Here is a 12,454-nt window from a genome sequence, read left to right on the forward strand (position 1 = left end):
GGAGGCAATCATCAATGAAACTTAACTTCTCTTTGTACCGATATAATCCTGATGTAGACAAAAAGCCTTACATGAAGGATTACACGTTAGAAGTGGATGAAGGCTCGGACATGATGTTGCTTGATGCACTCATCCTGTTGAAAGAGCAAGATCCTACGATTGCTTTTCGCCGTTCGTGCCGAGAAGGTGTCTGCGGTTCTGATGGTCTAAACATGAATGGCAAAAATGGCCTAGCGTGTATTACACCACTTTCAGCACTAGAAGGCGGAAAAATTGTCATTCGTCCTCTGCCTGGTCTGCCTGTGGTTCGTGACCTTATTGTGGATATGACACAGTTCTATGATAACTACGCAAAAGTGAAGCCATTCTTGATTTCTGACGGTAATTTGCCTCCTTCGAGAGAAAATTTGCAAGCTCCGGAAGATAGAGCACATTTAGATGGCTTATATGAGTGCATTATGTGTGCTTGCTGTACCACTTCTTGTCCGTCCTTCTGGTGGAACCCGGATAAGTTCATTGGTCCTGCTGGTTTATTGGCGGCTTACCGTTGGCTTATTGATAGCCGTGATACAGCAACTGATGAGCGTTTGTCTGAGCTTGATGATGCATTTAGTGTATTCCGTTGTCATGGAATTATGAATTGCGTCAGTGTTTGTCCAAAAGGGTTGAATCCAACCAAAGCGATTGGGCATATTAAATCGATGTTAGTCAATCGTTCTATATAGTAAAGAAAGCCAAGCCAACCTGAACAAGGTTGGCTAATTTAAAAATAACTCGGCGTAGACCGAAGATAATGTGAAAACTACTGGTTAAGGGAAAATATGCACAATGGTGTGATGAAGGCATGGCTCGAGTCTTCACACTTGGCTGGCGCCAATGCAACATACGTAGAAGAACTCTACGAACTGTATCTAAGTGATCCCGAACAGGTAAGTGAGGAGTGGAAATGTGTATTTGAAGATTTGCCTAAGCAAGCTTCAGAGTCGGTTGAACAACCGCATTCACGTGTCCGCGAATACTTCCGACGACTCGCAAAAGAAACAAAGCATTTTAGTGCCCAAGTTAGTGACCCAGATGTCGATGCGAAACAAGTAAAAGTCCTGCAATTTATAAATGCTTATCGATTCCGAGGGCATGAGGCAGCCAACCTCGATCCATTGGGTCTATGGAAACGAGATACGGTCGCAGAATTAGACCCTTCCTTTCATAATCTGACCGAAGACGACTTCGACGAAACATTTAATGTCGGTTCGTTTGCCATTGGTCAAGAAACAATGGTTCTTAGAGACCTTCACAAGGCACTTAACCAAACCTACTGTGGCTCGATTGGTGCAGAATACATGCACATGACCAATACCGAGCAAAAACGTTGGATACAACAAAGGTTAGAGTCAGTATCAGGTCAACCATCTTTTACCCAAGAAGAAAAGAAAACATTCCTAGAAGAGTTAACTGCAGCTGAGGGCCTTGAGCGCTACCTAGGTGCTAAGTTCCCTGGGGCTAAACGCTTTTCTTTGGAAGGTGGTGATGCGCTTATCCCAATGACTAAAGAGATTATTCGCCATGCTGGTAATGAAGGCATGCGTGAAGTCGTCGTTGGTATGGCTCACCGTGGCCGCTTAAACATGCTGGTTAACGTACTAGGTAAGAAGCCACAAGATCTGTTTGATGAATTTGCTGGTAAACATGATGACACTTGGGGAACAGGTGACGTTAAATATCACCAAGGCTTCTCTGCTGATTTTGCTACAAATGGTGGTAATGTTCACCTAGCGTTGGCATTTAACCCTTCTCACCTAGAAATTGTAAACCCAGTGGTCATAGGTTCGGTTCGTGCGCGCCAAGATAGACTCGATGATCATGAAGGTAAGAGTGTTCTGCCAATCACAGTTCATGGTGACTCTGCGATTGCTGGACAGGGCGTTGTGCAAGAGACGTTTAATATGTCTCAGGCTCGTGGGTTTAAAGTTGGCGGTACGGTTCGAATCGTAGTCAACAACCAAGTGGGTTTCACTACCTCAAACCCAAGAGATACGCGCTCTACAATGTACTGTACCGATATTGCCAAAATGGTACAGGCACCAATTTTCCATGTGAACGCAGATGACCCAGAAGCGGTTGCTTTTGTCGCTCGTGTTGCTTTGGACTATAGAAATACGTTCAAGCGCGATGTTGTGATCGATTTGGTGTGTTATCGCCGCCACGGACACAACGAAGCGGATGAGCCAAATGCAACTCAGCCTTTGATGTATCAAAAGATTAAGAAGCATCCTACGCCTCGTAAACTTTATGCAGATGTGCTTATCGACCGTGGTGAGTTTGGTATCGATACAGCCACGCAGCTTGTTAACGAATATCGCGATGCCTTAGATCAAGGTGAGGTTGTCGTTAAAGAGTGGCGCCCTATGACAATGCACTCAGTCGACTGGGACCCATTCCTAGGTCACGACTGGGATATCGACTGGGCGAGTAAAGTTGATAGCAAACGCTTGATCGAGCTTGGCCACAAAACTTGCCAATACCCAGATAGCCATAAACTACAAAGCCGAGTGAATAAGTTATATAACGATCGCTTAGCTATGATGGGTGGTGAGAAAGCGATTGACTGGGGTATGGCAGAGACTCTGGCTTACGCAACTCTAGTTGATGATGGAAAGCGAGTAAGAATATCTGGTCAAGATTCAGGCCGTGGTACCTTCTTCCATAGACACTCAGTGCTTCACAATCAATCTGATGCAAGTACATACGTACCTTTAGCTAAGTTGCATGATAAACAAGGTCCATTTCAGGTCTTTGATTCGGTATTGTCAGAAGAGGCAGTACTAGCATTTGAATACGGCTATGCTACAGCAGAGCCGAGCGGGTTAACGCTGTGGGAAGCTCAATTTGGTGATTTTGCTAACGGCGCGCAAGTTGTTATTGACCAGTTTATTTCTTCTGGTGAACAAAAGTGGGCCCGTTTGTGTGGATTGACAATGCTTCTTCCGCATGGGTATGAAGGTCAAGGTCCTGAACACTCGTCAGCTCGACTAGAGCGATACTTACAGCTGTGTGCTGAGCAAAATATGCAGGTGGTTGTGCCATCTACACCGGCTCAGGTATACCACATGATAAGAAGACAAGTTGTTCGTCCAATGCGTCGTCCACTTATCGTAATGTCTCCTAAGTCATTGCTGCGTCATCCGCTATGTACTTCTCAAATTGAGGAATTAGCAGAAGGCACTTTCCAAGCTGCAATAGGTGAGATTGACGAGCTTGAGGCGAGCAAAGTAAAACGTGTCGTTATGTGTTCGGGTAAAGTTTATTACGATCTACTGGAGCAAAGACGCAACAACGAACAAGACGATGTAGCAATTATTCGTATTGAGCAGCTTTACCCATTCCCATTTGAGGAAGTTAAAGCGGCCATCGCAGAATATACCAATGCCGTCGATTATGTATGGTGCCAAGAAGAGCCACAAAACCAAGGTGCTTGGTACTCTAGCCAACATAACTTCGTAGCATCGATCCCAGCTGGCTCTAAGCTAACTTATGCAGGGCGTCCGGCTTCGGCATCTCCTGCTGTGGGATACATGTCTGTACACTTGAAACAACAAAAAGCGTTGGTAGAAGACGCTCTGACCCTAGATAAGAACTAGAGTGAAAGGAAAAAAGAATATGACAATTGAAATTCTGGTTCCAGATTTACCTGAATCCGTCGCAGATGCAACAGTTGCAACGTGGCACAAACAACCAGGAGAAGCGGTTGCTCGTGATGAAGTGATCGTTGATATAGAAACAGACAAAGTGGTCTTAGAAGTACCAGCACCGGATGCAGGCGTATTAGAGGCGATTGTCGAACAAGAGGGTGCGACAGTACTTTCTAAACAGCTTATAGCTAAGCTAAAGCCTGGTGCTGTTGCTGGTGAGCCAACGAAAGATAAAACTGAAGAACCTGAAGCGTCACCGGATAAAAGACATAAAGCAGCACTTGCTGAAGAGTCGAATGATGCTCTTAGCCCTGCAGTTAGACGTTTGCTCGCTGAACACAACTTGCAAGCAAGTCAAATTAAAGGCTCTGGAGTCGGTGGTCGCATTACAAGAGAAGATGTTGACGCATTCCTAGCATCTAACAAAGCTGGTGCAGCCACTGAAGTTAAACAAGAGCCTGTAGTACCTGCAGCAGCTCGCAGTCAAAAACGTGTTCCAATGACACGTCTACGTAAGACAGTTGCAAACCGACTGCTAGAAGCAAAAAACAGTACAGCGATGTTGACGACGTTTAACGAAGTCAACATGAAGCCGATTATGGACTTGCGTAAGCAGTACAAAGATCAGTTTGAAAAGAGGCATGATGTTCGCCTTGGGTTTATGTCTTTCTACGTTAAAGCGGTAACAGAAGCTCTTAAACGTTATCCAGAAGTGAATGCTTCAATCGATGGCGAAGATATCGTTTACCACAACTACTTTGATATCAGCATGGCAGTTTCAACTCCTCGTGGCCTGGTGACTCCAGTACTGAAAGATTGCGATACTTTAGGCTTTGCTGATATCGAAAAAGGCATCAAAGAGCTGGCAGTGAAAGGTCGTGATGGCAAGCTTACCGTTGATGAGCTCATGGGCGGCAACTTTACCATCACTAATGGCGGTGTATTTGGCTCTCTAATGTCAACACCAATCATTAACCCACCGCAGTCAGCTATCTTAGGAATGCATAAAATCCAAGAGCGCCCAATGGCGGTTGATGGAAAGGTTGAAATCCTGCCAATGATGTATCTGGCTCTGTCTTATGATCACCGTTTAATCGATGGTCGTGAATCAGTTGGTTTCTTGGTTACGATAAAAGAGTTGTTGGAAGATCCTGCACGTCTATTGCTGGATGTATAAAAGCTCAACTCCCGGTCAATAACCAAACAAAAATAGATTTAGGGTTAGCCTTGCTCACGGCTAACCCTTTAAAAAGTCAAATTACTTAGTGTCTTAATTTGACTAGTTAAGTAAAGTAACCCTACATACATATTGTTCATTTCGATGACTCAATATGAAGAAAATAAATCCTTCAAAGGATCACAAAACGGAATAAAGTAATGAACTTGCATGAATATCAAGCCAAACAGCTGTTTGCAGAATTCGGTTTGCCAGTGCCAGAAGGCTACGCATGTGATACACCACATGAAGCTGCAGAAGCAGCAGGCAAAATTGGTGGAACCAAATGGGTCGTAAAATGCCAAGTACACGCAGGCGGGCGTGGCAAAGCTGGTGGTGTTGAACTGCATGATACAAAAGATGGTATCAGAGATTTTGTTCAGAAATGGATCGGCAAGAATCTTGTTACTTACCAAACTGATGCGAAAGGTCAGCCTGTTTCTAAAATACTAGTTGAAACGGCTTCTGATATAGCAAATGAGCTGTATCTTGGCGCAGTTGTTGATCGCTCAACAAAACGAATCGTATTTATGGCATCAACTGAAGGTGGTGTTGAGATCGAGAAGGTTGCTGAGGAAACGCCTGAGCTTATCCACAAAGCAGCTATCGATCCTTTAGTTGGCCCAATGACTTACCAAGGTCGTGAGCTAGCATTTAAGTTAGGCCTTGAAGGCAATCAAATTAAGCAATTTGTTAAGATATTTATGGGTCTTGGCAAAATGTTTAGTGAGCTCGATTTAGCACTACTAGAAATCAACCCATTGGTTGTGACTGGCGATGGTAACCTAGTGTGCTTGGATGGCAAGATTAACATCGATTCGAATGCTCTTTATCGTCACCCTAAACTTCGTGAAATGCACGATCCTTCGCAAGAAGATGAGCGTGAAGCGCATGCGGCTAAATGGGAACTAAACTACGTAGCATTAGACGGCAGCATCGGCTGTATGGTTAATGGTGCTGGTCTGGCTATGGGTACGATGGATATCGTAAACCTACACGGCGGTAAACCTGCAAACTTCCTTGATGTTGGTGGCGGTGCTACTAAAGAGCGCGTAACTGAAGCATTCAAGATCATTCTATCTGATACAAACGTTAAAGCGGTATTGGTGAACATCTTTGGTGGTATCGTACGTTGTGACCTTATTGCTGATGGCATCATTGGCGCTGTTGAAGAAGTTGGTGTTGAAGTACCAGTTGTTGTTCGACTTGAAGGAAATAACGCGCCACTAGGTGCGAAGAAACTGGCTGATAGTGGCCTAAACATCATTGCAGCTACCTCACTAACTGAAGCTGCTGAAAAAGTAGTTGCAGCAGCGGAGGGCAAATAATGTCAGTTTTAATAGATAAGAATACTAAAGTTATTTGCCAAGGCTTCACAGGAGGCCAAGGTACGTTCCACTCAGAGCAAGCGATTGAGTACGGAACGCAAATGGTTGGTGGTGTATCTCCGGGTAAAGGTGGTCAAACTCACTTAGGTTTACCAGTATTTAACACGGTTCGTGATGCGGTAGAACAAACAGGTGCAACAGCATCGGTTATCTATGTTCCGGCCCCATTCTGTAAAGATGCAATTCTAGAAGCAATCGACGCTGGTATTAAGCTAATCGTAACGATTACTGAAGGAATTCCAACACTTGACCTTGTTGAAGTAAAAGAGCGTCTAGATGCATCTGGCGTTGTTATGATTGGTCCAAACTGCCCGGGTGTTATTACTCCTGACGAGTGCAAGATTGGTATCATGCCTGGCCACATTCATAAGAAAGGTAAAGTTGGCATCGTTTCTCGCTCTGGCACACTGACTTATGAAGCGGTTAAGCAGACAACTGATGAAGGTTTTGGTCAATCGACTTGTGTTGGTATTGGCGGTGACCCAATCCCTGGCTCAAACTTCATCGATATTCTGAAGTTGTTTGAAAAAGATCCAGAGACAGAAGCTATCGTTATGATCGGTGAGATCGGTGGTACAGCAGAAGAAGAAGCGGCTGCGTTCATCAAAGACAATGTCACTAAACCGGTTGTTTCTTACATCGCTGGCGTTACAGCGCCTCCGGGTAAACGTATGGGCCATGCTGGTGCGATTATCTCTGGTGGTAAAGGTACAGCTGATGACAAATTCGCAGCGCTAGAAGCAGCTGGTGTTAAGACGGTTAAAAGCTTAGCTGACATCGGCAAAGGTCTTCGTGAGATCACTGGTTGGTAATTATTTTTACTGACAGCAAGAAAAGAAAACCGAGCAATTAATGCTCGGTTTTTTTATGCTCATTTGCGCAACATGCTCGTGGCTATAGGACCATTGCCGCTAACCAGCCAAAACCAATGAGTGGAATGTTGTAATGCAGGAAAGTTGGGACAACTGTTTCCCAGATGTGTTCGTGCTGACCATCAATATTTAACCCTGAAGTTGGCCCTAATGTTGAGTCTGAAGCCGGAGAGCCGGCATCACCTAGTGCCGCTGCCGTGCCAACCAACGCGACTGTTGCTAAAGGAGAAAAGCCAAATGCCAAGCATAAAGGTACATATATAGTCGCGATAATAGGGATTGTAGAAAAAGAAGAACCAATCCCCATCGTTACTAGCAAACCGACTACAAGCATTAATAGGGCGGCCAATGGTTTGTTGTCACCGATAGTTGAAGAAATCGACTGTACTAAAGATTCAACCCCGCCTGTTTGTTTCATTACAGCTGCAAACCCAGCAGCAGTGATCATAATGAAACCAATCATTGCCATCATGTGAACGCCCTTGGTGAAAACATCGTGGGTTTCTTTCCAAGCGATTACTCCGCCTAGGGTAAAGACGGTAAAACCAGCTAGAGCACCAATAATCATAGATCCCGTGTAAAGTTGGACAGATAGCGCAGTGACAATACCTAAAATAGCTACTTTGATATGCTTGCGATTTGGTTCGGCACTTTGCTTAGATTGCTCTTCAACTAGCTCTGAGTTTTGGTAATAAGTCCGAGGTTTTCGGTAGCTGATAAACACAGCGGTCAGCAAGCCAACAAGCATTCCTAGTGCAGGTAAGAGCATTGCTTGTGGAACTTGTGATGCGGCTACGTGTTGCAAGCCATTCTCTTGTAGGTTTTTGAGTAAGATATTGTTGAGAAAGATTCCACCAAAGCCAATAGGTAACACCATATAAGGGGTGATAAGCCCGAAGGTGAGAATGCAAGCGAGCATTCTTCGGTCGATTTTGAGTTTATTGAAAACCCCAAGTAGAGGTGGGATCAAGATTGGTATAAATGCGATGTGAACAGGAATGATGTTTTGCGAAGACATAGTAATCGCAACTAGGGCAAGCAACAACGCGTACTTTAAGCCGTTTGAAGCGAACTCATTGTCTCGGCCCGATAGTTTTCTTATGACGGATCGAGCAAGTAGGTCGGTAATACCCGATCGCGAAATCGCGACGGCAAACGTACCAAGCATAGCATAGCTTAAGGCGATGGTCGCTCCACCTCCAAGTCCACCTTCAAAGGCTGCGATAGTATCGTTTAAACTCATTCTGGCGGTCACTCCGCCAACTATTGCACTTAAAGTGAGCGCAATAACTACGTTAACACGCATCAATGCCAGCAACAGCATCAAGCACACGGAAATAACAACGGGATTCATAGTTGTCCTTAACTAATAGGTTTGATTTTTATTCGGTATCGTCGCTCAAAGGCCAGCCACCAAGAGCCTTCCATTTATTCACTATTTTGCAAAAAAGCTCAGCGGTTTTTTGAGTATCATATAGTGCTGAATGGGCTTCTTTATTGTCGAACTCGATTCCTGCACTTTGGCAGGCTTTCGCGAGAACTGTTTGTCCATACGCAAGCCCACTTAAGGCTGCAGTATCAAAGGTGGCAAATGGGTGGAATGGCACACGTTTAAGCTTACTTCTCTCGCTTGCCTCTGAAACGAAGCTATGATCAAACGTTGCGTTGTGGGCAACGATAATTGCTCTATTACAATCCGCAGCCTTCTGCTCCTTACGTATCACTTTGTAGATTTCTTTGAGGGCTTCAGATTCGCTCACGGCTCCGCGCAGCGGGCTAAAAGGGTCACGAATACCATTAAATTCAATTGCAGCCTGCTCTATGTTAGCTCCCTCAAAAGGAGCTACGTGGTAGTGGATAGTTGTGGCAGGGTGAAGATCACCGTTGTCATCCATCTCCAAGGTAATTGCACAAATCTCTAAAAGTGCATCAGTTTTAGCGTTGAAACCTGCTGTTTCTACATCAATAACGACAGGAAAATAGCCACGAAAGCGCCCTTTAAGTGTCAGAGCGTCATTATTAGAAGACATGTTCTACCTAGTTTATTCAATATGGCGCCATTATTACAGATTCTCACAAGGAGAAAAACAGGCACCTATAATTAATAGGGATTACACATTGCTCCCGCAGAGCAGTGACGTGACTAAAGTGGCGAGATTCTTGCATTTATCGGCAATAGAGATGTTAGGTGGCAAATTGCTTCCTACCTTTGCTTTTGGATAAAGAGAAAACTAGTTTATGGATAAATGGACTGCAATTGTTTTAAGTGCTTTATTGAGTTTGCCTACTTCTTATGTGGCAGCCTCAAGCAAGCGCTATGTTGCTTCACCAATCGAATCTAAGTGGGAAATGGCTATCAATACGCCTTTAGAGTGTCGTTTGATCCATACCATTCCACATTATGGCGATGCTCAGTTCACATCCCACGCTAGTAAGAAAATCAACCTAGATTTTGAGCTGAAAATGCGTTTGCCAATGGGGGCAACACGAGATGTGAGCTTAATATCAATGCCTCCAGCTTGGCGTCCTGGGGATACAGCTGAGCGTATTACTAACTTGAAGTTTTTTAAACAGTTTGACGGGTATGTTGGCGGGCAAACAGCTTGGGGAATATTAAGTGAGTTAGAAAAAGGGCGTAACCCAACTTTCAGCTATTTGGGGTGGGAGAGTCGCAACCAAAGAGTTGAGGTTTCGCTATCATCTGTTCTATTCCAAAGACAATATGACGCGTTTAGTCAGTGTATAAGTAAACTCCTTCCGTATAGCTTTGAAGATATATCGTTCACGATACTTCACTACGATAGAACTAGCGTTCAGTTAAACAAAGCATCACAAAAGAGATTGTCACAGATAGCGGAGTATATCCGTTACAACAAAGATATAGATTTAGTGTTGGTATCTACTTATACGGATTCGGCAGACAGTAAATCGGTTAGCCAAGACTTGTCTGAGAAAAGGGCAGAAGTGCTTAGAAATTACTTCCGGTCGTTAGGCTTGTCTGAGGACAGAATCCAAGTGCACGCTTACGGGAAACGCCGTCCTATCGCAGACAATTCATCGCCAATTGGCAAAGACCAAAACCGTCGTGTTGTCATATCGTTGGGTAGAACTCAGGTATAAACTGACAGCTAACAAATCTGTTTAGTTTAGCCGGCCTAGAATAGCGGCGATACTTTCTCAGTTTTACTAAAAAATATTTAGAACTAGTATCTACCCAGTTTTGGGTAGATACATCACGTTCATACCAATTAGTGTGAAAACTCCATTAATGCTTTCTAGTATTAGTATAAAGACTTTATTGCAAGTAAGTGCTTATGTGGATTAACGGACTAAAATTACTAATAATTTCAGTGTTAGCTATCAATACAACCAGCAGTTATGCGTTGAATATTTCGGGTGCAGAATTCTCTCCATTTGTACAAAAAGACCCTAATGGGAAAATCAGTGGTCCATTTCTTGAGATGATCAAGGATGTTTGTAAAGAAATGAACGAAGAATGCCAATTTAGTTTACTGCCTAACAAGCGCCTAAAGCATATGGTTCGTCATGGGCAGGTCGACGCTGGTTTCGCCTATGGCTGGAATGAGAAGAGAGCAGAGTATTTATATTATTCAGTGCCATTTATGCTTACGGAATATGGATTCTTTGTTCCTGCTTCTAATCACAAGCAGCTTAAGAGCCCAGTTGACTTCCAAGGGTACAATGTTGGTGTTTCTGGGCCTAAATCTAATATGTCATACACCTTACACAAAATACGAGAGCAAATGATTAAGGATGAGCTAGAGCCCATTTCAATCTATGAAACTGAAGATAACGCAGGTAAGTTAATAAGGATGTTAGAGCTTAACCGATTAGACGCTTATTTTAGTAACAAAGCGGCAGGCTTCACTATCGCTAAAAAAGTGGGCGCGACAAAGTTTAGATATGCTTGGCAGTACAAAGAGTTGCTTTATTTTGTTGTATTTCCGAAAAAGTACATAGATAAAGATACGGTTCGAAAGTTTAATCAAGCGGCACTGCGAGTATTTGCAAAAAAAGGGTATTTGCTAGATAAGCTGCAACCATGGAGCATTTCTGCTCCGCTGACAGATAAAGCGACACTTGAAAAGTACGATATTATCTATGAATAGTTAAGCTAAGAAAGCCCAAGTTGGATTAACTTGGGCTTTTAGAGTTTCTGCTAGCCGTTTAGACCTTGACTAGCATTTTTATTTTGAATGAGTTCGATCATGTAACCATCAGGGTCTTTAACAAAAGCAATTTCTGTTGTGCCACCTTTTACTGGCCCTGGTTCACGAGTGACATTTCCGCCTACTTTTTTGATAGCATCACAGGTTGAGTAAATGTCATCTACACCAATAGCGATATGACCAAATGCAGTGCCTAAGTCATACTCAGAAGTGCCCCAGTTATAAGTTAACTCAATGACGGCACCCTCAGATTCATTACCGTAACCTAAAAAGGCGAGAGTATATTCATATTCGGTGTTTTCATTTTTTCTGAGTAAGTTCATACCCATAACTTCAGTATAAAACTCGATCGACTTGTCGAGGTCACCGACACGTAACATGGTATGTAGAATACGACCATTAGACATAAGTTGCTCCTAAAATGCGAAGTTAATAGATAAACTATTCTGTTTTTTCTTTGAATTCACAGAGATCTTCGATGATGCAGCTGCCACATCTGGGTTTTCTGGCAACGCATGTATAACGTCCATGAAGAATCAACCAGTGATGGACATCCACTTTGAATTCTTTAGGGACAACTTTCAATAGTTTTTGCTCAACTTGATCAACGTTTTTACCCATCGCAAACTTGGTTCTGTTTGAGACTCGGTAAATGTGAGTGTCAACAGCGATAGTTGGCCAGCCAAAAGCCGTGTTTAGGACAACGTTCGCGGTTTTTCTGCCAACACCTGGCAGTGCTTCCAGTGCGTCACGATCTTCTGGCACTTCACCGTTGTGTTGCTCGAGTAGTATTTTGCAGGTCTTAATGACGTTTTCAGCCTTTGAGTTAAACAGGCCAATGGTCTTGATATATTCTTTGACACCATCCACACCCAAATCAAAGATGGATTGGGGAGTGTTGGCAATAGGATAAAGTTTATCTGTTGCCTTGTTAACGCTTACATCAGTGGCTTGAGCTGAGAGCAAAACAGCAATTAAAAGCTCGAAAGGGCTGGACCAATTGAGTTCTGTTTGCGGGTGCGGGTTAGCTTCTCTCAGTCGTTCTAAGATTTCCACTCTTTTGGTGTTATTCATTCAAGGAGCTTTCCAGTGATTATTC

General features: G+C 43.6%; 11 protein-coding genes. 7 read left to right on the forward strand and 4 right to left on the reverse strand.

Going from position 1 to position 12,454, the window contains the following annotated elements:
• Positions 1 to 14: 14 nt before the first annotated feature.
• The 5 genes from L7A31_RS09345 to sucD all read left to right on the forward strand — a co-directional run bounded on the left by L7A31_RS09345 (position 15) and on the right by sucD (position 7,105).
• A complete protein-coding gene (locus L7A31_RS09345; RefSeq protein WP_237361246.1) occupies positions 15 to 725 on the forward strand; it encodes a succinate dehydrogenase iron-sulfur subunit in 711 nt (236 codons plus the stop codon).
• A 96-nt stretch (positions 726 to 821) separates the two neighbouring features.
• Positions 822 to 3,638, forward strand: coding sequence for a 2-oxoglutarate dehydrogenase E1 component (sucA, locus tag L7A31_RS09350; protein ID WP_237361247.1), 2,817 nt, complete (start codon positions 822 to 824; stop codon positions 3,636 to 3,638).
• A 19-nt stretch (positions 3,639 to 3,657) separates the two neighbouring features.
• Entirely contained in the window at positions 3,658 to 4,866 is a 1,209-nt protein-coding gene (odhB, locus tag L7A31_RS09355) for a 2-oxoglutarate dehydrogenase complex dihydrolipoyllysine-residue succinyltransferase (RefSeq protein ID WP_237361248.1), read from the forward strand.
• 200 nt (positions 4,867 to 5,066) lie between these two features.
• On the forward strand, positions 5,067 to 6,233 hold the full coding sequence (sucC, locus tag L7A31_RS09360; protein WP_237361249.1) for an ADP-forming succinate--CoA ligase subunit beta: 1,167 nt from the start codon (positions 5,067 to 5,069) through the stop codon (positions 6,231 to 6,233).
• Positions 6,233 to 7,105, forward strand: a complete 873-nt coding sequence (gene sucD / locus L7A31_RS09365) for a succinate--CoA ligase subunit alpha (RefSeq protein WP_237361250.1) — start codon at positions 6,233 to 6,235, stop codon at positions 7,103 to 7,105. The genes sucC and sucD overlap by 1 nt, the downstream gene beginning before the upstream one ends.
• Positions 7,106 to 7,187: 82 nt before the next feature.
• Here sucD and L7A31_RS09370 read toward each other — a convergent pair whose 3' ends face one another.
• Positions 7,188 to 8,519 carry a Na+/H+ antiporter family protein gene (locus L7A31_RS09370; protein WP_237361251.1) on the reverse strand — a complete coding sequence of 444 codons (1,332 nt, stop codon included), beginning with the start codon at positions 8,517 to 8,519 and terminating at the stop codon, positions 7,188 to 7,190.
• Between the two features lie 28 nt (positions 8,520 to 8,547).
• On the reverse strand, positions 8,548 to 9,195 hold the full coding sequence (rnt, locus tag L7A31_RS09375) for a ribonuclease T (protein ID WP_237361252.1): 648 nt from the start codon (positions 9,193 to 9,195) through the stop codon (positions 8,548 to 8,550).
• Positions 9,196 to 9,403: 208 nt separating this feature from the next.
• Here rnt and motY point away from each other — a divergent pair, with 208 nt between their 5' ends.
• Together motY and L7A31_RS09385 are read left to right on the forward strand one after the other, a co-directional pair.
• Entirely contained in the window at positions 9,404 to 10,285 is an 882-nt protein-coding gene (motY, locus tag L7A31_RS09380; RefSeq protein ID WP_237361253.1) for a flagellar protein MotY, read from the forward strand.
• A 194-nt stretch (positions 10,286 to 10,479) separates the two neighbouring features.
• Positions 10,480 to 11,295: a substrate-binding periplasmic protein gene (locus L7A31_RS09385; RefSeq protein WP_237361254.1), complete on the forward strand. Its 816-nt coding sequence runs from the start codon at positions 10,480 to 10,482 to the stop codon at positions 11,293 to 11,295.
• Positions 11,296 to 11,345: 50 nt separating this feature from the next.
• Here the strand turns inward: L7A31_RS09385 and gloA are convergent, their stop codons facing one another.
• Together gloA and nth are read right to left on the reverse strand one after the other, a co-directional pair.
• Positions 11,346 to 11,762 carry a lactoylglutathione lyase gene (gene gloA, locus L7A31_RS09390; RefSeq protein ID WP_237361255.1) on the reverse strand — a complete coding sequence of 139 codons (417 nt, stop codon included), beginning with the start codon at positions 11,760 to 11,762 and terminating at the stop codon, positions 11,346 to 11,348.
• Between the two features lie 34 nt (positions 11,763 to 11,796).
• Positions 11,797 to 12,429, reverse strand: coding sequence for an endonuclease III (nth, locus tag L7A31_RS09395; protein ID WP_237361256.1), 633 nt, complete (start codon positions 12,427 to 12,429; stop codon positions 11,797 to 11,799).
• Positions 12,430 to 12,454 lie beyond the last annotated feature (25 nt).

The sequence above is a fragment of the Vibrio marisflavi CECT 7928 genome (assembly GCF_921294215.1).
Taxonomy (GTDB): Bacteria; Pseudomonadota; Gammaproteobacteria; order Enterobacterales; family Vibrionaceae; genus Vibrio; species Vibrio marisflavi.